This is a genomic window from Micromonospora sp. NPDC048999, assembly GCF_040649295.1.
Taxonomy (GTDB): Bacteria; Actinomycetota; Actinomycetes; order Mycobacteriales; family Micromonosporaceae; genus Micromonospora.
Map to the genome: position 1 here is coordinate 639,573 of NZ_JBEZFI010000001.1, position 23,221 is coordinate 662,793.

At 71.4% G+C, this 23,221-nt stretch carries 23 protein-coding genes and 1 tRNA gene; 11 read left to right on the plus strand and 13 right to left on the minus strand.

Annotated features, from left to right (window positions below):
- Window positions 1-185 precede the first annotated feature (185 nt).
- The 4 genes from AB0C02_RS03110 to AB0C02_RS03125 are packed head-to-tail and all read left to right on the plus strand — an operon-like array spanning window position 186 to window position 3,508.
- The gene (locus AB0C02_RS03110; RefSeq protein WP_357540504.1) at window positions 186-983 is read left to right on the plus strand and encodes a DUF881 domain-containing protein; all 798 of its coding nucleotides are present in this window, start codon (window positions 186-188) and stop codon (window positions 981-983) included.
- Complete coding sequence (locus AB0C02_RS03115; RefSeq protein WP_357540506.1) at window positions 980-2,569, plus strand: class E sortase; 1,590 nt, start codon at window positions 980-982, stop codon at window positions 2,567-2,569. The genes AB0C02_RS03110 and AB0C02_RS03115 overlap by 4 nt, the downstream gene beginning before the upstream one ends.
- A gap of 2 nt (window positions 2,570-2,571) precedes the next feature.
- Window positions 2,572-2,853 (plus strand): hypothetical protein, encoded by a 282-nt coding sequence (locus tag AB0C02_RS03120; protein ID WP_357540509.1) that lies wholly within the window; start codon window positions 2,572-2,574, stop codon window positions 2,851-2,853.
- A 4-nt stretch (window positions 2,854-2,857) separates the two neighbouring features.
- On the plus strand, window positions 2,858-3,508 hold the full coding sequence (locus AB0C02_RS03125; RefSeq protein ID WP_357540511.1) for an aminodeoxychorismate/anthranilate synthase component II: 651 nt from the start codon (window positions 2,858-2,860) through the stop codon (window positions 3,506-3,508).
- A 26-nt stretch (window positions 3,509-3,534) separates the two neighbouring features.
- On the opposite strand, the gene pknB is transcribed toward AB0C02_RS03125, so the two are convergent.
- The 7 genes from pknB to AB0C02_RS03160 all read right to left on the minus strand — a co-directional run bounded on the left by pknB (window position 3,535) and on the right by AB0C02_RS03160 (window position 12,512).
- Window positions 3,535-5,340 carry a Stk1 family PASTA domain-containing Ser/Thr kinase gene (gene pknB, locus AB0C02_RS03130; RefSeq protein WP_357540513.1) on the minus strand — a complete coding sequence of 602 codons (1,806 nt, stop codon included), beginning with the start codon at window positions 5,338-5,340 and terminating at the stop codon, window positions 3,535-3,537.
- On the minus strand, window positions 5,337-6,737 hold the full coding sequence (locus tag AB0C02_RS03135) for a protein kinase (RefSeq protein WP_357540515.1): 1,401 nt from the start codon (window positions 6,735-6,737) through the stop codon (window positions 5,337-5,339). Before AB0C02_RS03135 ends, pknB begins: the two co-directional genes overlap by 4 nt.
- Before the next feature lies 1 nt (window position 6,738).
- Window positions 6,739-8,244, minus strand: coding sequence for a penicillin-binding transpeptidase domain-containing protein (locus tag AB0C02_RS03140; protein ID WP_357540517.1), 1,506 nt, complete (start codon window positions 8,242-8,244; stop codon window positions 6,739-6,741).
- Window positions 8,241-9,620, minus strand: a complete 1,380-nt coding sequence (locus AB0C02_RS03145; protein ID WP_357541014.1) for an FtsW/RodA/SpoVE family cell cycle protein — start codon at window positions 9,618-9,620, stop codon at window positions 8,241-8,243. The genes AB0C02_RS03140 and AB0C02_RS03145 overlap by 4 nt, the downstream gene beginning before the upstream one ends.
- A gap of 139 nt (window positions 9,621-9,759) precedes the next feature.
- Window positions 9,760-11,235 (minus strand): PP2C family serine/threonine-protein phosphatase, encoded by a 1,476-nt coding sequence (locus AB0C02_RS03150; RefSeq protein ID WP_357540519.1) that lies wholly within the window; start codon window positions 11,233-11,235, stop codon window positions 9,760-9,762.
- A complete protein-coding gene (locus AB0C02_RS03155; RefSeq protein WP_357540521.1) occupies window positions 11,232-11,717 on the minus strand; it encodes an FHA domain-containing protein in 486 nt (161 codons plus the stop codon). The genes AB0C02_RS03150 and AB0C02_RS03155 overlap by 4 nt, the downstream gene beginning before the upstream one ends.
- Window positions 11,718-11,723: 6 nt before the next feature.
- The gene (locus AB0C02_RS03160; protein ID WP_357541016.1) at window positions 11,724-12,512 is read right to left on the minus strand and encodes a DUF3662 and FHA domain-containing protein; all 789 of its coding nucleotides are present in this window, start codon (window positions 12,510-12,512) and stop codon (window positions 11,724-11,726) included.
- Between the two features lie 208 nt (window positions 12,513-12,720).
- Between AB0C02_RS03160 and AB0C02_RS03165 the strand changes: the two genes are divergently transcribed.
- The 3 genes from AB0C02_RS03165 to AB0C02_RS03175 all read left to right on the plus strand — a co-directional run bounded on the left by AB0C02_RS03165 (window position 12,721) and on the right by AB0C02_RS03175 (window position 14,791).
- A tRNA-Leu gene (locus AB0C02_RS03165) sits at window positions 12,721-12,806 on the plus strand.
- A 90-nt stretch (window positions 12,807-12,896) separates the two neighbouring features.
- A complete protein-coding gene (locus AB0C02_RS03170) occupies window positions 12,897-13,988 on the plus strand; it encodes an NAD-dependent epimerase/dehydratase family protein (protein ID WP_357540523.1) in 1,092 nt (363 codons plus the stop codon).
- A complete protein-coding gene (locus tag AB0C02_RS03175; RefSeq protein WP_357540525.1) occupies window positions 13,985-14,791 on the plus strand; it encodes a WecB/TagA/CpsF family glycosyltransferase in 807 nt (268 codons plus the stop codon). The genes AB0C02_RS03170 and AB0C02_RS03175 overlap by 4 nt, the downstream gene beginning before the upstream one ends.
- A 15-nt stretch (window positions 14,792-14,806) precedes the next feature.
- Here the strand turns inward: AB0C02_RS03175 and AB0C02_RS03180 are convergent, their stop codons facing one another.
- The 3 genes from AB0C02_RS03180 to AB0C02_RS03190 all read right to left on the minus strand — a co-directional run bounded on the left by AB0C02_RS03180 (window position 14,807) and on the right by AB0C02_RS03190 (window position 16,443).
- Complete coding sequence (locus AB0C02_RS03180) at window positions 14,807-15,211, minus strand: hypothetical protein (protein WP_357540527.1); 405 nt, start codon at window positions 15,209-15,211, stop codon at window positions 14,807-14,809.
- A gap of 159 nt (window positions 15,212-15,370) precedes the next feature.
- Complete coding sequence (locus tag AB0C02_RS03185) at window positions 15,371-15,592, minus strand: DUF397 domain-containing protein (protein WP_357540529.1); 222 nt, start codon at window positions 15,590-15,592, stop codon at window positions 15,371-15,373.
- Window positions 15,562-16,443 carry a helix-turn-helix transcriptional regulator gene (locus AB0C02_RS03190; RefSeq protein ID WP_357540531.1) on the minus strand — a complete coding sequence of 294 codons (882 nt, stop codon included), beginning with the start codon at window positions 16,441-16,443 and terminating at the stop codon, window positions 15,562-15,564. Before AB0C02_RS03190 ends, AB0C02_RS03185 begins: the two co-directional genes overlap by 31 nt.
- 634 nt (window positions 16,444-17,077) lie before the next feature.
- On the opposite strand from AB0C02_RS03190, the gene AB0C02_RS03195 reads away from it, so the two are divergent.
- Both AB0C02_RS03195 and AB0C02_RS03200 read left to right on the plus strand, forming a co-directional pair.
- Complete coding sequence (locus tag AB0C02_RS03195) at window positions 17,078-17,362, plus strand: hypothetical protein (protein ID WP_357540533.1); 285 nt, start codon at window positions 17,078-17,080, stop codon at window positions 17,360-17,362.
- Between the two features lie 108 nt (window positions 17,363-17,470).
- On the plus strand, window positions 17,471-17,899 hold the full coding sequence (locus tag AB0C02_RS03200) for a hypothetical protein (protein ID WP_357540535.1): 429 nt from the start codon (window positions 17,471-17,473) through the stop codon (window positions 17,897-17,899).
- A 3-nt stretch (window positions 17,900-17,902) separates the two neighbouring features.
- Here the strand turns inward: AB0C02_RS03200 and AB0C02_RS03205 are convergent, their stop codons facing one another.
- A complete protein-coding gene (locus tag AB0C02_RS03205) occupies window positions 17,903-18,616 on the minus strand; it encodes a PASTA domain-containing protein (protein WP_357540537.1) in 714 nt (237 codons plus the stop codon).
- A gap of 246 nt (window positions 18,617-18,862) precedes the next feature.
- Here AB0C02_RS03205 and AB0C02_RS03210 point away from each other — a divergent pair, with 246 nt between their 5' ends.
- The gene (locus tag AB0C02_RS03210; RefSeq protein WP_357540539.1) at window positions 18,863-20,047 is read left to right on the plus strand and encodes a hypothetical protein; all 1,185 of its coding nucleotides are present in this window, start codon (window positions 18,863-18,865) and stop codon (window positions 20,045-20,047) included.
- An 11-nt stretch (window positions 20,048-20,058) separates the two neighbouring features.
- On the opposite strand, the gene AB0C02_RS03215 is transcribed toward AB0C02_RS03210, so the two are convergent.
- Together AB0C02_RS03215 and AB0C02_RS03220 are read right to left on the minus strand one after the other, a co-directional pair.
- Window positions 20,059-21,537, minus strand: a complete 1,479-nt coding sequence (locus AB0C02_RS03215; RefSeq protein ID WP_357540541.1) for a glutamate--cysteine ligase — start codon at window positions 21,535-21,537, stop codon at window positions 20,059-20,061.
- Between the two features lie 250 nt (window positions 21,538-21,787).
- Window positions 21,788-22,369, minus strand: a complete 582-nt coding sequence (locus tag AB0C02_RS03220; protein WP_357540542.1) for a YceI family protein — start codon at window positions 22,367-22,369, stop codon at window positions 21,788-21,790.
- A gap of 101 nt (window positions 22,370-22,470) precedes the next feature.
- On the opposite strand from AB0C02_RS03220, the gene AB0C02_RS03225 reads away from it, so the two are divergent.
- Window positions 22,471-22,980, plus strand: coding sequence for a MarR family winged helix-turn-helix transcriptional regulator (locus AB0C02_RS03225; protein WP_357540544.1), 510 nt, complete (start codon window positions 22,471-22,473; stop codon window positions 22,978-22,980).
- Window positions 22,981-23,221 lie beyond the last annotated feature (241 nt).

A 23,221-nucleotide genomic window follows, 5' to 3' on the forward strand; every position in this document is an offset into this window, starting at 1 on the left:
GGGCGCGGGGGCGACGGTCCATGGCCAATAATGTTCAAGAGCTAGCGTAGTCCCGACTGACCGTCCAGGCCACGAATGGGGTCAGGCCGGTGCACGGTGTGACCGAAAAGGGTGGGCTTTTCGGGTCGAACACACCGGTTCGCGTCGCCGCGGGCCGGAACGAGACGACGGGAAGGGAACGCCCGGTGGAGTACACGTCCGGTGCCGCCTCCTGGCGGAAGGTCCTCCGGCGGGCGGTTGGCGTGCTGCTGCCCCGCCGACGGCGCCCCGGCTGGTCCATCGGCGTGCCCCTGATCGCCGCGGCGGCCGGGCTGCTCTTCACCACGACCGCGACCACCGCCGGCGGTACCCGCTTGCGGGAGGACCGCCGGCCCCAACTCACTCAGTTGATCGAGGACCGGCGCGAGCAGGTCGCGGCGAGCGAGAAGGAGGCCGCCCGGCTGCGCGCCGAGGTCGAGGAGCAGACCGCCGCCCTGGCCGACACCGACGGCCCGATCAAGGCGCAACGGGACCGGGCCGCCGCCAACCGGCAGGCCGCCGGCTTCACCGCGCTCACCGGCACCGGGGTCATCGTCGAGCTGAACGACGCGGTGCGGCGGCCCGACCAGCCACTACCCAAGGGCGCCAGCAACGACGACCTGGTCGTCCATCAGCAGGACGTCCAGGCGGTCGTGAACGCGCTCTGGGCCGGCGGCGCCGAGGCCATGTCGATCATGGACGTGCGCGTGCTCAGCACCAGCGCCGTGCGCTGTGTCGGAAACACCCTGCTGCTGCACGGCCGGGTGTACTCCCCTCCTTTCAAGATCGTGGCAATCGGTGACCCCGCCGCCCTCCAGCAGGCGCTCGCCGTGTCCGGGGGAGTCCGGGAGTTCAGGCAAGCAGCCGACGACTACCAACTCGGATACAAAGAATCCGTCGCCACGGTCACCGTGCCAGCGTTCGAGGACTCGACGGCCCTCCAGTCGGCGAAGGCCCTCCGATGACGTCAAACGAGCCCTGGGATCGGCAGGGCCGCCACCATGACCCCGGTGACGAGGCCAGCACTTTCATCCCACCGGTCGACCGCCCGTCTTCGCCCCCGCCTCGCGCCGGGATCGAGCTGCCCTGGCCGGACTCGGCCGCGCCCCGCCCGGCCGCGCCCCGGCCACCGGCCGCCGGCCCGGCCACCGGCCCGGCGGCTGGCCCGGCGGCTAAGTACCCGGCCCCGCCGCCGCCATGGCCCGGCACCCAGGCGCAACCGCCGGCAACCGGCGGTCCGGAGCGGACCGCTGCCGCCCGGGCCGAGCAACACCCATCCGCGCCCGCCCCGGCGGAGCGGTGGCGATCCGACTCCCGCCCGGAGACGGCCGGGCCGGAAATCGCCGCGGAGGCACCCGGTCACCGGGGCGTCGGCGGGCCCACCGCCCGCCCATCCGGCGGTCCGATCGCCCCGATCAGACCGGCCGCTCCCGCTGACGCGCCGACCGCGTACCTCCCGGTTCTGGGCGACCGGGCCGAGCGTCGCGCCGCCGGGCACCCCACCGAGGGCCGTGGCGCACACCCGGCCGACGGTCGCGCCGCCGGCACCCGGGGAGCCGGTACGCCGGCTGCCGACGTACGCCGGACGGCCGGACCGGCCGACGGCGGTCCGGCCGTGCCCGGGCGCACCGGCAACACCGGGGCGGACCCGGCGGCGACCGCCATGCTCCCGACCGTCACCGCTCGCCCGGCGCGCCCTCCGGCCCTGGATTCGACCGCGCTGATGGGTGCCGTACCCCCGCTCGGGGACGCCGGTGGCGGCGACGGCTCCGACTTCCCGGCCGAGCCGCCGCGACCGCGGCGCGGCGAGCGCGTGGTGCAACTCCGCCCCGAGCAGACCGGTGAGGGCTACAAGAGCGTCTACTCCGAGCTGACCCGGCCCACCATCGGCTCCCGGCTGCGTACGATCGTGCGGGCCTCCGGCGAGGTGCTGATCACCTTCGGCCTGGTGGTGCTGCTCTTCGCCGGATACGAGATCTGGGGCAAGACGGTGATCGTCGACGCCCACCAGAACGACTTGAACAGCCAGCTCGAACAGGTTTGGGGCGACCCGACGGTCGCCCCGACCGGCCCCACCCCGAAGCCCACGCCACCGGCCGAGGGCAAGCCCGTCGCCGGGCTCTACATCCCCAAGTTCGACAAGCACTGGGTCGTGGTCGAGGGGGTCAGCCCGGACGACATCCGGTACGCCCCGGGCCACTACCCCAAGAGCGCCCTGCCGGGTCAGGTCGGCAACTTCGCCGTGGCCGGGCACCGCATCCGGGCCACCTTCTGGCGGCTGGACGAGCTGCACCCCGGGGACGACATCATCGTCGAATCCCAGACCGAGTGGTTCATCTACAAGGTCTACCAGCAGCGGATCGTCAGGCCGTCCCAGGACGAGGTGGTGGCGCCCGTGCCGGGCGAACGGGGCGCGAAGCCGACCGAGCGGGTGCTCACCCTGACCACCTGCAACCCCAAGTTCGACAACTACCAGCGGCTGATCATCCACGCCCGGCTCGACCACGTACAGGCCAAGTCTGAGGGCCGCCCGGCCGAGTTGGGGGGCTGACGTTGTACGCGTGGATCTGGCGCAAGCTGCCGTTCGGGCCGATCGGCAAGCTCATCGGCTCGCTGCTGCTCGCCACGGCGTCGGTCGCCCTGCTCTGGTTCGTGGTCTTCCCGTGGGCGGAGCCCCTCCTTCCCTTCTACGACAGCCAGGTCACCGATGAGTCGGGCGTGCCGGGCGGCGACCCCGCTGGGCAGCTCACGGTGCCCAGCGGGTCGCCCAGCGCGGAGGAGATCCCGTACAGCATTGAGACCAACAACGCCCCACCCACCACCCCGAACAGGTGACCCGATGCGCGTCCTGGTGATCGACAACTACGACTCGTTCGTCTTCAACCTCGTGCAGTACCTCGGCCAGCTCGGGGTGGACTGCGAGGTCCGGCGCAACGACGAGATCGATGTCGCCGAGGTGGGCCGGCTGGGGGCGGGCGGCGTGCTGCTGTCGCCCGGTCCGGGCAGCCCCGACCGCGCCGGCATCTGTCTCGACGTGGTGCGGGAGTACGCCGGCAAGCTGCCCCTCTTCGGGGTCTGCCTCGGCCACCAGGCGATCGGCGAGGCGTTCGGCGCGACGGTGACCCGGGCGCCGGAGCTGCTGCACGGCAAGACCTCCGAGGTGAGCCACCGCGGGGTCGGGGTGCTCGCCGGTCTGCCCGACCCGTTCACCGCCACCCGCTACCACTCGCTCGCCGTGCTGCCGGAGACCCTGCCAGAGGAGCTGGAGGTCACCGGCTGGACCGGCTCAGGCGTGGTGATGGCCATGCGGCACCGGACCCTGCCCATCGAGGGCGTCCAGTTTCACCCCGAGTCGGTGCTGACCGAGGGCGGGCACCTCATGCTGGCCAACTGGCTGGCCGTGTGCGGCTACCCGGAGGCGCTGGAGCGGGCTCCGGAGTTGGCCGCCGAGGTGGACACCCGCCGCCGGGCCGCCTTCGCCGCAGCCTGACCCACACCGCCGCCCCGGCGTCGGCTCTACGGGATGAGCTGCCGCGGCGGCGACACGTCCGGGAAGGGGAACCCGCCACCGGTCCCGGGTCCCCCGGGCTGGTCGGTGGTGGGCGTCTCGGTCGGGGTCTCGGACGACTCAGGCGCCGGGATGTCGACGTAGATGGTGATCGCCTTGTCCTTGGGCAGTTTGGTGCCCGCCTTCGGGGTCTGGGAGCTCACCTTGCCGGCCTGCTCCGCCGGTTTCTCGTCGCCGTCCCGGACATTCACGTTGTTGTACCCGGCCGCCTTCAGCGTCCTGATGGCCTCGTCCTTGGAAAAGCCGAAGACGTTCGGAACCTCACTGACGTTGCCGTTGGAGACCTTCACCTTGATGGTGCTGGCTTCGTCCACCTCGGTGCCCTGCTTGGGGTCGGTGCCGAGGACCTGGTCCTTGGGCGCGCTGTCGTCGACGTAGTCCGGATCGACAATGAAGCCCAGGCCCTCCAACTGCTCCTTGACGTTCTCGTACCGGTTACCGACCACCGGGGGGATTTTGACCTTGTTCGGGCCGTTGCAGACCTGGTACGTCACGTTCTGGCCCTTTTCCAGCGCCGTACCCGGGTCCGGGCTCTGCTCAACCACCTTGCCCTTCTCGCAGGTGGCGTTGAGCACCGGCTCGCCGGGCACCGGAATGAGGCCCAGCCGCTGGATCTCGCTGCTGGCGTCCGCCACGCTCATGCCTTGAACCCTCGGCACCTCCACGCTGTCGACGCGGTTCTGCATCAGCAGCGCGCCGACCAGGGCGATCACCGCAAGGACGCCGAGCCCGGCGAAGCTGGCAATCACCCAGGCGGAGCTGCGGCGTTTGCGCGGGTCGCCGACCCGGGCCGGCACCTGCTGCCGGGTCTGCGGCCCCATGACCTGCGTCTGGTAACCGGCCGCCCCGGCGGCCGGCGCCATCGGCATGGTCTCGTCGACCGGCATGACCGGGGTGGCCAGCACGGGACGGCCGGCGGCGGCGCGGAGCAGGTCCGCCCGCATCTCGCCGGCGCTCTGGTAGCGGTTCAGCGGGTTCTTCGACAGCGCCTTGAGGACGATGGCGTCCACCGCCGGGTTGACGTCCGGGTTGATGGTGCTCGGCGTCGGCGGCGTCTCCCGTACGTGCTGGTAGGCGACGCTGACCGGGCTGTCCCCGACGAACGGCGGATGCCCGCAGAGCAGCTCGAACAGCACGCAGCCGGCCGCGTACACGTCGGAGCGGGCGTCGACCGCCTCGCCGCGCGCCTGCTCGGGGGAGAGATATTGTGCGGTGCCGATGACGGCGCTGGTCTGGGTCATCGTGGTGGCGCCGCTGGCCAGCGCCCGGGCGATGCCGAAGTCCATCACCTTGACCTGGCCGGTCTGGGTGAGCATCACGTTGCCGGGCTTGATGTCCCGGTGGATGATGCCGTGCCGGTGGCTGAACTCCAGCGCCGCGCACATGTCGGCGCAGATCTCCAGCGCCCGGCGCGGCTGGAGCCGCCCCTCGACGCCCAGCACCTCCTTGAGGGTCCGCCCGTTGACGAACTCCATCACGATGAACGGCAGCGTCTCGCCGGTGGGCGCGGTCTCCTCGCCGGTGTCGTACACGGCGACGATGGCCGGGTGGTTGAGCGAGGCGGCGTTCTGCGCCTCGCGGCGGAACCGCATCTGGAAGGTGGCGTCCCGGGCCAGGTCCGCCCGGAGCATCTTGATCGCGACATCCCGACCGAGCCGGAGATCACGACCGCGGTGCACCTCCGCCATGCCGCCGTAGCCGAGCAGCTCGCCGACCTGGTACCTGCCCCCGAGCAGGCGGGCCTGCGCTGTCATCGCGTCTCTCGTCCTTTGCTCGTTGTCGTGTCGCCGCCAGCCGGCTGGAGCCGTACCCATCGACGGTACGACGCCCGAACCTGATCGTCCCCTCCGTGAATCCGCACCGCGCCGGAGGTCGCGCTTGCCGCAGCGAGCGCGCCGGGGTCGCCGGTCGCCGCGTACGCCCGGTAGTAGTAGGAAATCACGCCCGAGCACAGAACGACCAGTACGGCCAGCACGATGGCGGCCAGCCACAGCCCGGGCCGGCTGCGGCGCGAGGCGGGCAGCGGCGGCGCCGAAGCGACCGGCGGCCGGGCGTACCCGAGGGGGTACTGCTGCCGGGGCGGTGGGACCGCGGCGGCCGCGCGCGGGACGACCGGCGGGTGCGACTGCGGGGTGACCGACGCCACCGCGGGCGGACGCGACTGCGGGGCGACCGCAGGCGGGCGCGACGCGACCGGTGGGCGCGCGGTCGCCACGGGCGGGCGGGGCTGCGGTCGCGACGCCGCCGGGACCTGTGCCCGGGCTGCCGCCGGCGCGGCCGGCGAGGACGGTACGCCGGAGATCGGGCGCGGCTGGCCGCCACGTGCCTGCTGGGACAGGGCGAGCTTGGTCTGCCGGGCGATGCTGGCCAGGGCGGCGGCGCTCGGCCAGCGGGCCGCCGGATCCTTGGCCATGGCCCGCTCCACGATCGCCTTGACCTGGGGCGGGATGTCGGAGGGAAGCGCCCGGGGTGCCTCGGTCACGTGCTTCATGGCGATTTCGAGGGGATTGTCCCCCTCGAAGGGCCGTCGACCGGCGAGGCACTGGTACGCGACCACACCGAGCGCGTACACGTCCGAGGCGGGGGTGGCCACCGCACCGGTCGCCTGCTCGGGTGAGATGTACGACGCCGTGCCGAGCACCGAGCCGGCGGCGGTGAGCTGGCCCACCAGGTCGGAGCGGGCGATGCCGAAGTCGGTGAGCACCAGCGTGCCGTTCGGGCGGACGAGCAGGTTGCCCGGCTTCACGTCGCGGTGCACGATGCCCTTCTCGTGGGCCGCGTGCAGGGCGTCGGCGGCCTGCGCCAGCAGGGCCATGGTCCGGGCCGGGGTGAGCCGTCCGACCCGGCTGAGCGTCGACGAGAGCGCGTCGCCCTCGACGTACTCCATGACGAGGAAGGCGATCTGCTGGTCGTTGCCGAAGTCGTAGACGTCCACCACGCCGGGGTGGTTGATGGTGGCCATGGTCCGCGCCTCGCCCCGGAACCGCTCGGCGAAGCCGGGCTCGTCGAGCAGGGCGGGCAGCAGGCTCTTCACCGCCACGGTACGACCCAGCACCTGGTCGGTGCCGCGCCACACGTCACCCATACCGCCGCTGGCGATCCGCTCGTCGAGGCGGTAGCGGTTGCCGAGCTGCACCCCCGGGCTGAGCATGTCAGCGGCCTCCGGCGTCGGCGATGACCGCCGCCATGATCCGGCCGGCGATCCGGGCCGCCTCGGCGCTGCCGCCGCTGCCCGCCCGCTCCAGCTCCACGCAGACGGCGGAGATCGGGGTGCCGGTCTTGTCCAGGACGAAGCCGATGAACCAGCCGTGGTCCGGGGTGTCCGGGCCGGACTCGGCGGTACCCGTCTTGCCGCCCACGGTGTACCCGTCGATGGCGGCCTTCCGGCCGGTGCCGTTGTGGACCACGTTGACCATCATGTCGCGCAGGTCGCTGGCCACCTGGCCGCTGACCGGCTGGCGCAGCTCGCGCGGGTCGGCGTTGTAGTAGCTGGTGGTGCGGTCCGGCGCGAGCAACTGCTTGACCAGGTACGGCCGCATCTGGCCGCCGCCGTTGGCCACCGTCGCGGCGATCAGCGCCCCCTGCAGCGGGGTCATCCGCACGTTGTTCTGCCCGATGGAGGACTGAGCCAGCGCGGCCGGGTCGGTGCTGCCGTCCGGGTTCTGCATGTCGCCGGTCCGGCTGGCCGCCACCGGCAGGCCGCCCTTGCCGAGCTGCCCGACCGTGAGGTCGTCCTGCTCGAAGCCGAACTGTTGGGCCTTCTCTTTGATCTTGTCCGAGCCGAGCTGCACACCGAGCTGGGCGAAGCCGGTGTTGCAGGAGTCGGTGACGGCTTGCTTGAGGGTCACCTTGGCCTGCGGGCAGATCGAGTCCGCGGCGTTCTTGATCGGCGTTCCCGCGGTCGGCGGGGTCCAGCTTCGCCCGGCCGGGATCTGGGTCTGCTGGCCGATGCCGTTCTCCAGCGCCGCCGCGGCCACCACGATCTTGAAGGTGGAGCCCGGGGGCAGGGTCTCGGAGAGCGCCCGGTTGGCCAGCGGGCGGTCCGGGTCCTCGTCCAGCTTGTCGTACGCCTTCTTGGCGGCCTCGGTGTCGTGGCTGGTCAGCGGGTTCGGGTCGAAGCTCGGCATGGAGACCAGCGCCTGCACGGCCCCGGTACGCGGGTCGATCGCGATGGCCGCACCCCGGGTCGCCCCGACCTGGTTGTCCTGGAGCTGCTTGAACGCCGTGTCCTGGGCCCGCTTGGAGAGGGTCAGCAGCACGTTGCCGCCGGCGGTCTCCTCGCCGGTGAACATGTCCTTGATCCGGTCGCCGATGAGCTGGTCGCTGGTCCCGGCGAGGAACTCGTTCTCGAGCCGCTCGATGCCGGTGTCGGCGAGGTTGACCGGCTTGTAGCCGAGCACGTGCGCGTAGGCCTCGCCGCCCGGGTAGGTGCGCTGGAACTTGAGCTTGCCGCCGGTGTCCTTGCTGATCGCGACCGCGGTGCCACCGACCTCGATGTTGCCGCGCTTGCGGTCGTACTCGGCGACCTGGACCCGGTCGTTGTAGTCGCTGTTGCGGTATTCGTCCGCCTTGTAGGCCTGGATCCAGTTCAGGTTCGCGAAGAGCAGCCCGAAGAGGACCATCACGACCACGCCGACGCGACGCAGGGGGGCGTTCACGGCCGGATCACCTCCGTCTGGGCACCGCGCAACTGCTCCGGCGGACCACCGTTCGGCCGAGGAGCCGCCGGCCCGCCGGGGGTCACCGGCCGGCTGGCGCCGTCGGAGATCCGGAGCAGGATCGCGATGAGCAGCCAGTTCGCCATCAGCGACGAGCCACCGGCGGAGAGGAACGGGGTGGTCTGGCCGGTCAGCGGGATGAGCTTGCTGATCCCGCCGACGATGACGAAGACCTGGAACCCCAGGGTGAAGGACAGGCCGCCGGCGAGCAGCTTGCCGAACGAGTCCCGCACCGCCAGCGCGGCCCGCAGCCCCCGCTGAACGATCAGCAGATAGATCACGAGCAGCGCGGAGAGGCCGAAGAGGCCGATCTCCTCGCCGATGCCGGCGAAGATGAAGTCGGTCTGCACCTCGGGCAGCAGCGTCGGCTGGCCGGCGCCCGGCCCGGCCCCGAACAGGCCGCCGGTGCCGAGCGTGAGCAGGCCCTGGACGAGCTGGTAGCCCTTGTTGTACGGGTCACCGAACGGGTCCAGCCAGATCTCGGCCCGGACGTAGAAGTTCGCGAACGGGCCACCCACCGTGCCGCCCAGCACGTACGCCAGGTAGGCGCCGCCGAAGAAGAGGACCAGGCCGATGAGCAGCCAACTGACCCGTTCGGTGGCGATGTAGAGCGTCACCACGAACATGCCGAAGTAGAGCAGCGAGGTGCCCAGGTCCTTCTCGAAGACCAGGACCAGAATGCTGATCATCCAGATCACGAGGACCGGGCCGAGGTCCCGGCCGCGCGGGAAGTCGATGCCGAGCACCCGCCGGCTGGCCAGCGAGAGCACCTCACGCTTGCGGACCAGGTAGTACGCGAAGAAGGCGAGCAGGGCGAGCTTGGCGAACTCACCCGGCTGGATCTGGAACCCGCCGAACCGGATCCACAGCTTGGCGTTGTTGACCTCGGAGAACTTCGCCGGCAGCACCGCCGGGATCATCATCAGCACGAGGCCGGCCAGCCCCAGGGTGTACGCGTACCGGGAGAGCGAACGGTGGTCCCGCATGATCGCCAGCAGGGCGGCGGCGAGGACCAGCGAGGCGAGCGTCCAGGCCAGCTGCCGGCCACCGGTGCCGGCGAAGATGGCCAGGTCCGCCCGGTCGGCGGGGGCGGCCTCGGCCAGGTCGTAGCGACGTAGGAAGCCCACCCCGATGCCGTTGAGCAGGGCGACCGCCGGCAGCAGCACCGGGTCGGCGAAGGGCGCCAGCCAACGGATCACCAGGTGCAGGGCGAGGAAGACCAGCCCCAGCACCGCGGCCGGAACCCAGAAATCGGGGGTGACCGTGTCCAGCACGTTCGCCTCGACCGTCGCCCCGTACGCCGCCACCAGCAGCATGGCGAGCAGCAGCAGGGACAGCTCGGCGTTCCGCCGGGACCGGGCCAGGCGTACGCCCGGCTGCTCGCCCGCGGAGGCGGGCGAGACGGCCGGTGCGGCGGCTGCGGTCACGGTCGGGTCCTCGGGGTCGAGCCGACGCTCACTCCGGCGACCGGCAGCCCGCCGGGTCGACCGGCGGAACGGTGTCGGAGACGACGGCGTCGGGCGTGGTGGTCGGCTCGGGCGTGCCGGTCGACTCGGGCGTGCCGGTCGACTCGGGCGTGCCGGTCGGCTCCGGCGTGACGGTGGCCGGCGGCAGCACCTCCGCGCTGGCCGTCGGCGTCGGGGCCGCCGCGTCGGCGGTGGTGGTCGGGGTCAGGCTGGCCGCCGTGGCCGTCGGGCTGGGCGGGCAGAGCGGCTTGAGGTTGGGGTTGGTCGGGTCGTCGCTGATCAGCTCGGCCAGCCGACGCTCGGCGTCCGGCTCGCTCTTGGCCTGAATGCCCTGCTTGACCTGCTCCTGCGCGGCCAGGGTGAGGTCGTCCAGCTTGGCCTCGCTCCTGGCGTGCACGCTCGACAGGTCGAGCCCGGCGATCCGGCCCGGCACGCCGCGGAAGACGGCGAGCTGGCCGTCTTCGGTGGCGCCGACGTAGTACTGGCGCTGGGTGTAGCTCCACCCGCCGAACACGCCGCCGCCGAGGATGACCAGGAGCGCCAGCAGCATCGCGGCGGTACGCACCGGGCGGTGCCGCCCCCGCTCCGGCTCGTCGTCGTGGGCGTCCATCGGCTCCTCGGGCACGGGCGCCCGAGGGGCGGACAGGGCCGAGGCGCGGGCCGCCGGGGTCGAGACGTCGGCGGAGGTCGCCATGCCCCGGTCCCGGGCCGCGGCGCCGCCGACGATGGGGGTCGCCTCGACGATGTCCTGGTCAGTGGCGTCGGCGATGATCACGGTGATGTTGTCCGGGCCGCCACCCCGGAGGGCGAGCTGCACGAGGCGCTCCACGCACTGCTGCGGGTCGGCGTACTGGCGCATGGTGTCGCCGATGGTGTCCGCGCTGACCACCCCGGAGAGGCCGTCGGAGCAGATCAGGTAACGGTCGCCGGGAAGCACCTGCCGGACGCTGTACTCCGGGTCGATGTCGCGGCCGTCCAGCGCCCGGGTGAGCAGCGAGCGCTGGGGGTGGCTGCTCGCCTCCTCCGCGCTGATCCGGCCCTCGTCGACGAGCATCTGGACGTACGTGTCGTCCTTGGTGATTTGGGCGAATTCGCCGTTGCGTAGGAGATAGGCCCGCGAGTCACCGATATGGACCATGCCGAGCTTGCTGCCCGAGAAGAGGGTGGCGGTGAGCGTGGTGCCCATCCCCTCCAGCTGCGGGTTGGCGTCGACGGTGTCGCGGAGCTGCTGGTTGGCGGTGCCCACGGCCGAACGCAGCGCGTCGACGAGGGCGTCCCCGGGGACATCCTCGTCGAGAGGCGCCATGGCACCGATGACGATGTTGCTGGCGACGTCACCGGCGGCCATGCCGCCCATTCCGTCGGCGACGGCGAGGAGCCGCGGCCCGGCGTAGACGGAATCCTGGTTACCGTCTCGGATCAGTCCGCGGTCGCTGTGGGCCGCATAGCGCAGGGTGAGAGTCATGGCCGTAATTCGAGGGAAGTGCGGCCGATGCGAATCGGCACGCCGAGGGGGACGGGGGTTGGTCCGGTGACCTTAGCGCGATCCAGGTAGGTGCCGTTAGTCGATCCGAGGTCCTCGACGAACCATTGTCCGTCGCGCGGCACGAGTCGGGCGTGCCGCGCCGAGGCGTAGTCGTCGGTGATCACCAACGTCGAATCCTCGGCCCGGCCGATGGTGATCTGGGAATCGCCCAGGGTGATACGGGTGCCGGCCAACTGGCCGGCGGTGACCACAAGTTGGTGCGCGGCTCTGCCTCGCTTCACCTTCGCCGGCTTCGCCGCCTGCCCGGTCGAGGCTCCGACCGCGCGTGGCGCGGCCACCAGCCGGCCCGACCGGGCCCCCGCGAAGAGATCCCGGCGGATCACCCCGACCACCGTGAACACGAAGATCCACAGCAGGATGAGGAACCCGAACCGGGCGACGGTGATGACGAGTGCCGGCAACGCTGGTCAGCCGTCCACGCGGAAGGTCAGGGTGGTGGTGCCGAGCTGGATCATGTCGCCCGGGTTGAGGGCGACGGCGGAAACACGCTGGCCGTTGACCATCGTGCCGTTGGTGGAGCCGAGGTCGGTCAGCACGACCTGCCCGCCGTCGAAGTCCAGCCGGGCGTGCCGGCGGGAGATGCCGACGTCGGGCAGGCGCAGGTTGGCCTGGTCACCGCGACCGATCACCGTCGAGCCCATCTGGAGCGGGTAGGTGCGGCCGTCGCCGGAGACCAGCCGGACGTTACGGCCACCGCCCTGCCCCGGCGGCGGGCCGTAGCCGCCGCCCTGGTCGTACGCCGGGTAGGCCGGGCCGGCGTCGTAACCACCGGGCGCGGAGACCGGGGCGACCTCGCCACCGGTGTAGACCTCCGCGGTGACCCGGAACATGCCGGTGTCCAGCCCCTCGCCGCGCTCGACCTCGACGATGACGTCGCCGTAGACCGTCCAGGCCTGCTCGCCGATGAACTCCGCCTGCGACTGGGCCAGCTCCTGGGCCAGGGCAGCGGCGTAGGGCGCCAGCCGACTGTGGTCGTATGGCGAGAGATCGATCACGTAGCGGTTGGGCACCAACGTGCGCCCACCGGCCAGGATCGCCTTGTGCGCCTCGGCCTCCCGCTGCATGGCGTTGAGGATCTCCACGGGGTGGACCACCCCTTTGAAGACCTTGGCGAAGGCCCCTTCGACCAGGCCTTCCAAACGCTTCTCGAAGCGTTGCAGCACGCTCACCGGCTCCTCCTCGAGTCCCGAGGCAATGATGGTATCCGGACACCGCCTCCGCAGCTCACATGCCGCTCGGCCGGCCGCCGGCGGCCCGTTCGTAGGGCTCCCTGCAGCCGTGCTACAGTTCGTCCGCCACGAACGGTAATCGCTCGTGGCGATGACCGGGAACAGCGTAATATGTTCGAGCCCCCGCCGCAGATACCGGGCGCGGGATGAGATACGGTGTTCCAGGTCAGGCCACGGGGAAGTGGCGGAATGGCAGACGCGCACGGTTCAGGTCCGTGTGCCCGAAAGGGCGTGGGGGTTCAACTCCCCCCTTCCCCACCATCACGAGGGCTCCGCAGCTAGCGGGGCCCTCGCGGCGTATTGGGGACCGTGCCGGGCATCACGCTATGCTCCGATGGTTTCCCTGCCCCGATGAGCCAGGAGTGGCGTGTGACTGTCGCGTTGGTAACCGGTTCGGGCGGTCTGATCGGTTCCGAGGCGGCCCGGCACTTCGCCGGCCTCGGGCTCGACGTGGTCGGCATCGACAACGACATGCGGCGGTACTTCTTCGGCGAGGACGGCTCGACGTCGTGGAGCCTGGAGCGGCTCGCCGCCGACCTGGGTGCCGCCTACACCCACTACGCGGTGGACATCCGGGACCGGGACGGCCTGGAGCAGGTCTTCAAGAAGTACGGCTCGGACATCGCGGTCGTGATCCACAGCGCCGCACAGCCCAGCCACGACTGGGCCGCCAAGGAGCCGTACACGGACTTCGACGTCAACGCGGGCGGCACCCTCAACATGCTGGAGAACACCCGCCGGCACGCCAGCGACGCGCCCTTCATCCACTGCTCGACCAACAAGGTGTACGGCGACCGCCCGAACAGCCTGCCTCTGATCGAGCTGGAGACCCGCTACGAGCTGCCCGAGGACCACCCGTATCACCAGGGCATCACCGAGGACATGTCGATCGACGAGTCGCTGCACTCGGTCTTCGGCGCCTCGAAGGTGGCCGCCGACGTGATGGTCCAGGAGTACGGCCGGTACTTCGACTTGAAGACCGCCTGCTTCCGGGGCGGCACCCTGACCGGCCCGGCCCACTCGGCGGCCGAGCTGCACGGCTTCCTGGCCTACCTGATGCGCTGCGTGATGGAGGGCCGGACGTACAACCTCTTCGGCTACAAGGGCAAGATGGTCCGGGACGCGATCCACTCCCACGACGTGCTGACCGCGTTCGAGGCATTCTTCCGTGCGCCGCGGTCGGCCCAGGTCTACAACCTGGGTGGCGGTCGCCACTCGAACACCTCGCACATCGAGGCGTTCCGGATCGCCGAGGAGATCACCGGCCACGCCGCGAAGATCAATTACGTGGAGCAGGCGCGTACCGGCGACCACCAGTGGTATGTCAGCAGCATGGCCCGGTTCGAGGAACACTACCCCGACTGGAAGATCACCTACAACGTGCCGATGATCCTCCAGGAGATCTACGAGGCGAACGTCGACAAGTGGGTGCCGAAGGCATGACCGCCGGCACCAAGCGGAATGTGCTCGGCGTCCTCGTCGACGCGACGGACTACACCCGGGCGACCGAGGCGGTCGTCGCGGCGGCGCACGAGCGCCGCCCGCTGGCGCTGACCGCGCTGGCCGTGCACGGCGTGATGACCGGGGTGCTCGATCCGGCGCACAACGCCCGGCTCAACTCGTTCGACGTGGTCACCCCGGACGGGCAGCCGGTCCGCTGGGCGCTCAACCTGCTGCACGGCGCCGGGCTCGACGACCGGGTCTACGGCCCGGAGCTGACGCTGCGGGTGCTGCAGCGGTTCGCCGACGAGGGCCTGCCGGTCTACCTGTACGGCTCCACCGAGGAGACCCTGTCCCGGCTGGTCCCGGCACTGGAGCGGAAGTTCCCGGCGCTGAAGATCGCCGGGGTCGAGCCATCGAAGTTCCGGTCGGTCCAGCCGGGCGAGGACGTCGAGATCGCCAACCGGATCAGGTCCAGCGGTGCCCGGCTCGTTCTGGTCGGGCTGGGTTGCCCCCGGCAGGAGATCTTCACGTACGCCATACGGCCGCTGCTGGACATGCCGCTCATGGCGGTCGGCGCCGCGTTCGACTACCACGCCGGCCTGCTGCGCAACCCACCGTCATGGATGCAGCGCGCGGGGCTGGAGTGGTTCTGGCGGCTCGGCCTGGAACCGAAGCGGCTCTGGCGGCGCTACGTCATCCTCAACCCGGCCTACCTGGCCCGGCTGATCGCGCAGAAGACCGGCCTGTGGAAGGCCACCCCGCCGCCGGCGGCCACCGAGCCTCCCGCCACCTTCGACGTCTGAGCGGCGGCCTCCGGGTCAGCGCGGGCGGCCAGCCCCCTGCACGTACAGCAGCTCAAGGATCGCCCGGGTCGCCTCGAACCAACGGTCCAGCCAGCCGGGCGGCGGCACGCTGCCCCGCGGCGGCAACTCCAGCAGCAGGCCCCGCAGCAGCGGATGGTCCGCCAGGGACTCGGTCGGCTCCAACGGCCAGCCGGTCGGGGGGAACGACGGCTCGGTGAGCGGATTGGAGTCCAGGGACGGCAGGGTGAGCGGCGACGAGGCCTGCTCCGGGGCGGCCGTGTCCCGGCCGCCGCCGAGCTCGGTGTCGACGGAGACCACCTCGGTGAGGACGGTGTCCCGGCGCGCCCCGCGGTACTTGCCGCCGAACCGCTCCGGCTTGCCCGGGCCGTTGGTGAGATTCTCTGAACCGATCGTCGTCATCCGTCTCGCCTACCTCGTTCGGTTGCCGATCCGTGCGGTTCAACGAGGCGGAACGGAAGTGGCGACGGGTGGGCGCGGCCGACCAGCCGGGGGTGCACGAAATGGTCCCGCCCGGCCAGTCGGCCGGGCGGGACCACGCACACAATCCGGGGCCGCGGATCAGCCTCGGGCGAACACACCGTCCCGGGTGCCGGCAACGAAAGCGTGCCAATCACCTGGAGCGAAGACCAGGGCAGGGCCCGTCTTGTCCTTTGAATCCCGGACGCCGACCGCCCCGGTCGCGTACGCTACCTCGACGCAATTGTCGCAGTTCGGCCCACTCTTCGAGCTCTTGAACCAGGTTGCCTGCGTCAGGTCCACGGGGAACTTCTTGGTCGCCATTTCCACAACGGCTCCTCTGCCAGTTTTGCGATGTGAGCGATGGACTCCTCCGGACGCATGGCCGCTGCTCGAATGTGATCGAAGATGAAGCTGTACTTCTGCAGTTCGTCGCTCTTCTCGAGGAAGAGCCCACCCGTTGCGTTCTCCGCGTACACGACATCGGGATCACTTAGTTCGGGGAAGCTGAGGATCGTGAACGTACCGTCCATGCCGGCGTGCGCACCCACCTCGAAGGGCAGGACCTGCACCGTCACGTTCGGCAGCTCGGCCACCTCCACCAACCGGTTGAGCTGGTCACGCATCACCGCGTCACCGCCAACCGGCCGGCTCAGCACCGCCTCATCGAGCACCACCCATAGATCGACCGGATCATCCTGAGTCAGCAACGACTGGCGGTCGCAACGGACACGGACACGTTGTGCGACTTCCTCGTCGCTGATGTCAGGCCGGGCGGCCCGGATCATCGCGCTCGCGTACTCCTCGGTCTCCAGCAGGCCCGGCACGACCTGCTGCTCGTACGCCCGAATCGAGCTGGCCGCCGACTCCAGCCCCACGTACGCACCGACCAGCACGGTGGTGTACGGATGCCACCAGCCCTTCTGCCGGGCCTCCCGGGCGATCTGCACCAACTCGTCGCTCTCGGCGCCGACCACCCCGTAGATCCGGAGCATGTCCCGCACGTCGCGCGGGGTGGCCGTGGTGTGGCCGGTCTCGATGCGGGAAATCTTGGAAGCCGAGCACTCCAGTTGCTCGGCGACCGCCTCGATGGTGATGCGGGCGGCCTCCCGCTGGCGGCGGAGTTCCGCCCCCAGGCGTCGACGTCGGATGGTGGGACTGCGCCGCTCACTCACGACACCGCTCCGCAGGTTGCTGGACGGGGATGACGGCTTGTCGCGCTCACCCGACTACCTCCGGTCGATCGCGCCCGGTTCGACACCCGCCGGGGGCGCGAACCGTCGTGCGGCGGGCGATCGTTCGCGGCAGGGGGGGTGGTGCCGGTCGTCGACCGGCCGCGACGGGCGAAACCGGCGTCCAGTGTGCCGCCCCGACACCTGCGGCTTCAAGCATTCCGTTCACGTGTTCTGCTCGCGTATCGGCAAAAGTCGACATGCAACTTGCATGAAGCACGTCCCTGGTGCACTCTGTCGGTATGGCACGGGTTACTCACCGTCTCCGCATGATCTCTCGGCGTGGCGACCCCACGGGACGTGGGACGGCGGGAGGAGAGCCGTCGCGTGCCTCACGACATGCCCCGGCCTGAGGCCTCACCGCTGCACGCCAGTGTGGCTGCGGCGGTGGGAGCGACAACCGGGAGCAGCCGGGTGTCGGTCGGGTGCCGGCCCGCGACCGCGGGTTTCGGCCCGACCGCCACCGAACACCCTGATCAGCCGGTCCACGAGGCGCGACCCCCGTCACCGGGCCGACCTGTCCCCCCGATCAGCCTCCGCCGGCTCGCCCGCCGGCCGAACCCTTCCAGGAGCCCATGTGCTTCCCCGCTCCGGTGACGTACTGCACGTGACTCGCGCGGCGAGTGTCCAGTTCCTCCGACCGATCATGTTCCGGGTGATCCGGGTGCTCGACTGGCCGACCTATGACGGTTGGCTCTGGCTCGACGGCTACGAGCTGAACGCGGCGGGGGACGCGGTCAGCCGACGGTCGATCTTCGTACAGCGGGAGGGGCTGCGACAGCTGCAGGCCGCCCCGACACCGCGTCAGCACACCGTCCGAGCCCGGCGTCCGGTCGTCCGGACCCCGGTCCGAGTCGGCTGACCCGGCAATTGCCAGGCCGGGGGCGGGCCGTCGCCTTAGAATCGGTAACGCCCACCCCGGCAACGTTTCCACCCCGCGCGTCCCGGACCACTGAACCTGGGATGGTCCATGGTCAATCTGCCCGCCGCGCGGCGGCATCACCGGTCCCCTGTCGGCTACGCCTTCGGGCTTCTCGCACTCCTCGGCGCCGCGACCGCACTCATGCTCGTGCTCCGTCACCCGGCCTACTCCGCCACCGAACAGTTGCGGGAGCCGGTACCGGCTCCCGAGATCACCGTGGCCGGGAAAGACCCCGGACGGGCCACCGACCCGGAGGCGGAACGGGGTTGGGCCGGCACGCCGGGCGCGGCCGCCCTCGGCAACAAGGTCGACGCGCCACCCGCCCAAGCGGGTGGGGGCGCCGGCGAGGAAGCGCTGGCCGACCGCGCACGGGACACCGCGGACGTCAACCGGTCGCTGTTCTATTCGGGACTGTTGGGCCTCGCCATCTCGCTGGCCGGGCTCGGTCTGGTCGGCGCCAGACGCCGACAGTGGTGACGGTCAGAGGGTTCGTGCCGCCGTCGAGCCGGGCGTTCCGGGGCTCGCCGCGGTCGTCGCCGCGCCGGCCTCGGCCACCACGATCGTGACCTCGTTGCCACCGGCGATCAACCCGCCGGCGGCCGGATCGGTCTCGATCACCGTGCCGGCCGGTTGGTCCGACGGCCGCCGCTCGACCCGGTAGGGCACGTCCAGCAGGTCGAGAGCCGCCCGGGCGGCGGCCTCCGGCAGCCCCACCAGCGGCGGCATCGGCACCTGGGCGGCGGCCATCGTGGTCGGCGGGGTACCCGGCGCAGTGGTCGGCGGGGAGGTGCTCGGCGCGGTGGTGGTCGGCGCGGTGGTGGCTTCCGGGGCGGTGGTCGGCGCGGGCGAGGGTGCGGGAGGCGACCCCGGGTCCCGCTGCGCCGCGCGCAGCGCCAGCCAGACACCCAACCCGATCAGCGCGACCAGGGCCATGGCGAGGATGCCCAGCAGGATCGGCATCCACCAGCGGCGACCGGCCTGCTCCTCGGCGTACCACTCGGTGCCGGTCTCGTCATAGCCAGCCGGCCGCGGTGGGGGCACCCCCGCCCGTCCGGACCAGGCCGGCGGGACGGCCGGCTGGCGGTCGGTCTGGTTCACGGATTGCTGCCGCGCGGTGGCGTCCCCGGTGTCCTGGGGCAGCGGGCGGGTGGCGTCGGCGTCCCCGGCGGGTGGCTCCTGGCGGTCGTCGCTCATCGCACGTCCTTTCCCCACCGGGACGGGCGCCCTGGCCCTCGACCGTCCACGGTAGCCGTCCGGGGCTCCATCGGCCGGTATCAGCGCGGCGAGCCACCGGGCCACGGCCGACGCCGCCCGGCTGTCCGACCAGACCTGGCGGGACGCCGCGTCGGCCCTGGGCCTCGTCGCCGCCCGGCCCGTCGCACGCCGGTCCGGCGTTCGCCCGGCTCGCCGCGCCTGCCGGGGGACGCTACGCTGCCCGGCATGGCCAGACGGGGCTGGGGAACATCGATCGCCGCCGCGCTCGGCGTCGCCGCCGGTACGGGGGCCGCGCAGCTGGGCATCGGCTACGGGCTGGGCATCATCAACTGGGCGCCGGCCGGTGCCGTCCGGATCGAGGCGGCCTGGGTGGCGAGCCTCGCCTGGGCCACCTGGATCGCCGCCACCTCGGTGGTCGCCGGCGCGGTCTGCGTACACCGCCTGCAGGGCGGGCACGCCGAGGATCCGGGCGGGCCGCTGCGAAAACTCGGCCTGGCGGTCGGTGCCACGGTGGGTGCGCTGATCACCGTGCTGCTGGTCGCCGTGCCGGCCCGGGCGGCTCGGGTGCCGGACACGTCCGCGCCGCAGGCCGTCGCCGCCGGGTACGCCGCCGCAGGGCTGTTGATCGGGCTGCTCCTGGCGACCTGGGCGCTGCACACCCGGGCCGTCGCGACCAACCTCGTCGCCACCACCGGCTGGCTCTGGCTGCTCGCGGTGGTGTCGGTGGTCGACGGGGTGATCTCCGGGCGCGGGCTGACCACCGCTCAGCTCGGCATCTGGCAGATCAGCGCGGACAGCGAGCGGTTCTGGATCCGGGACTACTTCTACTGGCCCGGTGCCCTGCTCTCACTGGGCGCCGCCCTGGTGATCGGCGCACTGGCGGCCCGGCGTACCGCCCAGGTGCCGCAGTGGCGGGTCGGGACGGCGGCCTCCGGGGCGGCGGGACCGTTCCTCGTCGCGCTCGCCTACCTGCTGGCCGTGCCGAGACTCGGGTCGATCGCCGCCGAGCAGTTGTCGGCCCACTTGATCGCTCCGTACGCGGTGATCGCCGGGGTCGGGGGCTCCGTGCTGGTGGCCGCGCTGGCCCAGCGGACCGAACACCGGGCCGCTGCCCACGCCGAGGTGGCCCTGCCCCGCCAGCGCATCGACGAGCCTGACGCCGCCGAAGAGGTCGTCCGCCCCGCCACCGACGGGTCGGAGGAAGCCGCTCCGACGCCGAGCGTCGCGGCGGTCACCGCCGACGGCACCGAGACGCCGGCAGCACCCGAGGGCACCTCCGACAGCCCGGCAACGGACGCCCGGACGACGGGCCTCACCGCGACCGGCAGCCCGGCGGCGGAGGCTCCGGTCGAGACTGGCGGCGCGGGCGACGACGGGCGGGTGTCGAAGGGTCGTCGTCGCGGTCACTGATCCGGAGACGATCAGCCGATCGGCCAGGTGTGCACGGGCTCGTTGGTGCGCTGAAGCTCCGCGTACCGCTGAAGCATGTGGTGCAGGGCGGCCCGCCGGTCCATGCCCCGGTGCCGCTCGGCCGCCCACACCATCTCCGTCTGCCAGACCGCACCATTACGACCGGTACGGCAGCGCTGCTCGATGACGCCGAGGAGGCGGTCCCGCTCGGGCGGGGCGACGCCGAACCCGTCCAGCCCCTGCGCGGCCAGGGGCAGGAGCACGTCGAGCACGAGCTTGGTCACCGGCACCTCGCCGAGCCGGGGCCAGTGCAGCACGGCGTCCATGCCTCGCCGGGCGGCGGCGTGGAAGTTCTCCTCGGCGGAACTGAAGGTCAGCTGGCTCCAGATGGGACGGTCCGCCTCGGCGAGAGCCCGGGCGAGCCCGAAGTAGAAGGCGCCGTTGGCCAGCATGTCGACCACGGTCGGCCCGGCCGGCAGCACCCGGTTCTCCACCCGCAGGTGCGGGCGGCCACCCATGATGTCGTAGACCGGCCGGTTCCAGCGGTAAACCGTGCCGTTGTGCAGCCGCAGCTCGGCCAGCTCTGGCACCCCGCCGGCGTGTAGTACCTCAACCGGGTCCTCGTCGGCACAGATGGGCAGCAGCGGCGGAAAGTAGCGGACGTTCTCCTCGAACAGGTCGAAGATCGAGGTGATCCAACGTTCTCCGAACCACACCCGGGGGCGTACGCCCTGGGCCTTGAGCTCGTCCGGTCGGGTGTCGGTGGCCTGCTGGAAAAGGGCGATCCGGGTCTCCGCCCAGAGCTGTCGGCCGTAGAGGAACGGCGAGTTCGCGCCCACCGCCACCTGGGGGCCGGCGATGGCCTGGGACGCGTTCCAGTAGTCGGCGAAGCTGTCCGGCGCGACCTGTAGGTGGAACTGAAGGCTCGTGCAGGCGGCCTCCGGGGCAATGGAATCGGTGGCCGTCCGGAGTCGCTCGACGCCGCGGATGTCCAGCTCGATGTCCTCGCCCCGGGCACCGACGATCTGGTCGTTGAGCACCCGGTAGCGCTCGTTGGTGGAGAGGTTGTCGGCGACGAGGTGCCGCTCGGTGAGGGTGGGCAGGATGCCCACCAGCACGATCTTGGCGTCCGACCTGGCGGCCCGGTCGTCGGCGCGGGCGAGGCTGTTGCGCAGGTCCCGCTCGTAGTCGCCGAAGCCGGCGCCCTCGATGAGCCGGGGCGGGGCGTTCAACTCCAGGTTGAACTGACCCAGTTCGGTCTGGAAGAGCGGGTCCGCGATGTCAGCGAGAATCTTCTCGTTGCGCATGGCCGGCTCCGCGGCGGAGTCGACCAGGTTCAGCTCGATCTCCAGCCCGGTCATCGGGCGGTCGGCGTCGAAGCCGAAGTCGTCCAGCATCAGCGCGAAGACATCCAGGCAACGCCGGACCTTCTGCCGGTAGCGGACCCGCTCCTCCCGGGAGAAGGCGCCCTGCTTGACGTCCCTGCCCATGTACCCTCCCGGCCCGAGGCGTAACGGAACCGTACCGTTCCGGAACGCATTGTGAACCATTCACGTTAAAACCGCCCGGGCCACCGATACCAGAGGCCTGGCACAGGTCTGCACTTCTACCCAGCCAGCGCCGGCCGCACCCCTGGTCGCCGGAGTTCAGGACGTGACGGATCTCGCGCCGGTCCACGTACGACGAAGCGGGCCCGCGCCGTCGGCGACGGCACGGGCCCACAAAGGTCGTACGGGCGGATCAGGCCTGGCGGATGGCCTCGCCCTCGATCTCGATCTTGATCTTCTTGCCGACCAGGACGCCACCGGTCTCCAGGGCGACGTTCCAGGTCAGGCCGAACTCCTCACGGTCGATCTCGGTGCTCGCGGAGAAGCCGAAGATGTCCTGGCCGAACGGGCTGCGGCCGACACCCTCGAACTCGACCTCAAGTTCCACCGGGCGGGTGACGTCCTTCACGGTCAGCTCGCCGGTGAGCACGAACTCGTTGCCGGCGTGGGATTTCACCCCGGTGCTGCGGAACTCGAGCGTCGGGAACTTCTCGACGTCGAGGAACTCGGGGCTGCGCAGGTGCCCGTCGCGGTCGGCCTGGGCGGTGTTGATGCTCGCCGCCTGGATGGTGGCGGCGACCGAGGACCGCGTCGGGTCCTCCTCGATGGTGATCGTGGCGGTCGCCTCGGCGAACTCACCGCGCACCTTGCTGACCATCATGTGCCGCGCGACGAATCCGACCCGCTTGTGAGCCGCGTCCAGCTGGTACGTGCCGGCAGCGGGGATGGTGAGGCCTTCCCACTCGCGGGTAACCGCTTCGGTGCTGCTGGTCATGGTGCTGTCCTCCAGGGGAGATTGCTTGTTAACCCAACGCTTGTCGAAGCAACTATAGACCCAGCAATATTCCCCGTGTCAAGTATTGCTAGGATGGCTGCGTGGACCAGAACGTGTTCGACGACCCCCGGATCACCGCCGTCGGCCTTCTCGCCGAGGCGTACACCGGGCTGTCGGCCCGGTTCGCCGCCCAGTTCGAGGAGCACGGCCTTTCCCTGATCGAGTTCGAGGTGCTCGCCCGGCTCGCCCGCTCGCCCGGCAAGCAGCTGCGGATGACCGATCTGGCCGCCCAGACGTCCCTCTCCACCAGCGGGGTGACCCGGGTCGTCGACCGGATGGAACGCAACAGCCTGCTCTGCCGGCGGGCCTGCCCGTCCGACCGGCGCAGCTCGTACGCGGTGGTGACGGCCGCCGGCCTGGCCCGGCTCGACGAGACCCTGCCGGGGCACCTGCGGATCATCGAAGAGTGGTTCACCGGCCAGCTCGAACCGGCCGCGCTCAAGGCTCTCCTCGACGGCCTGCGCCGGGTCCGCGACGCGGTTTACCCGGGCGCCACCGCCGGAAGCACGGGCCCCGCCCCGACCGACGAGGCCGCCGCGGGCGGCTGCTGAGACGCGGGCGGCTGCTGAGACGCGGACCGCCGCTGAGGCGAGCCGGGCATGCTCGACGGGCACCGGCAGAAAGACCGGCAGAACCGGTGAAGGATCTGGACAAGGTCCCGCAGATCCACGCAAATAGCCCATGTCTCGGGGATAGGCTTCCCGACAAGCGGGGGACGCACCGGGGGGTGCCGGCGCGAGCGATGAGCGAGGGGCGACACCAGGGGGCTGTTCGCTCGCGCCACCCCGCCCT

What these genes read in the sequence shown, in the direction of transcription:
- AB0C02_RS03170 (WP_357540523.1), top strand. Translation starts at nt 12,897, where the DNA reads ATGAGCCAGGAGTGGCGTGTGACTGTCGCGTTGGTAACCGGTTCGGGC.
- AB0C02_RS03185 (WP_357540529.1), bottom strand. Translation starts at nt 15,592, where the DNA reads ATGGCGACCAAGAAGTTCCCCGTGGACCTGACGCAGGCAACCTGGTTC.
- AB0C02_RS03175 (WP_357540525.1), top strand. Translation starts at nt 13,985, where the DNA reads ATGACCGCCGGCACCAAGCGGAATGTGCTCGGCGTCCTCGTCGACGCG.
- AB0C02_RS03135 (WP_357540515.1), bottom strand. Translation starts at nt 6,737, where the DNA reads ATGCTCAGCCCGGGGGTGCAGCTCGGCAACCGCTACCGCCTCGACGAG.
- AB0C02_RS03215 (WP_357540541.1), bottom strand. Translation starts at nt 21,537, where the DNA reads ATGGGCAGGGACGTCAAGCAGGGCGCCTTCTCCCGGGAGGAGCGGGTC.
- AB0C02_RS03115 (WP_357540506.1), top strand. Translation starts at nt 980, where the DNA reads ATGACGTCAAACGAGCCCTGGGATCGGCAGGGCCGCCACCATGACCCC.
- AB0C02_RS03210 (WP_357540539.1), top strand. Translation starts at nt 18,863, where the DNA reads ATGGCCAGACGGGGCTGGGGAACATCGATCGCCGCCGCGCTCGGCGTC.
- AB0C02_RS03205 (WP_357540537.1), bottom strand. Translation starts at nt 18,616, where the DNA reads ATGAGCGACGACCGCCAGGAGCCACCCGCCGGGGACGCCGACGCCACC.
- AB0C02_RS03200 (WP_357540535.1), top strand. Translation starts at nt 17,471, where the DNA reads ATGGTCAATCTGCCCGCCGCGCGGCGGCATCACCGGTCCCCTGTCGGC.
- AB0C02_RS03220 (WP_357540542.1), bottom strand. Translation starts at nt 22,369, where the DNA reads ATGACCAGCAGCACCGAAGCGGTTACCCGCGAGTGGGAAGGCCTCACC.
- AB0C02_RS03125 (WP_357540511.1), top strand. Translation starts at nt 2,858, where the DNA reads ATGCGCGTCCTGGTGATCGACAACTACGACTCGTTCGTCTTCAACCTC.
- AB0C02_RS03180 (WP_357540527.1), bottom strand. Translation starts at nt 15,211, where the DNA reads ATGACGACGATCGGTTCAGAGAATCTCACCAACGGCCCGGGCAAGCCG.
- AB0C02_RS03150 (WP_357540519.1), bottom strand. Translation starts at nt 11,235, where the DNA reads ATGACTCTCACCCTGCGCTATGCGGCCCACAGCGACCGCGGACTGATC.
- pknB (WP_357540513.1), bottom strand. Translation starts at nt 5,340, where the DNA reads ATGACAGCGCAGGCCCGCCTGCTCGGGGGCAGGTACCAGGTCGGCGAG.
- AB0C02_RS03145 (WP_357541014.1), bottom strand. Translation starts at nt 9,620, where the DNA reads ATGCTGCTGGTGGCGGCGTACGGGGCGACGGTCGAGGCGAACGTGCTG.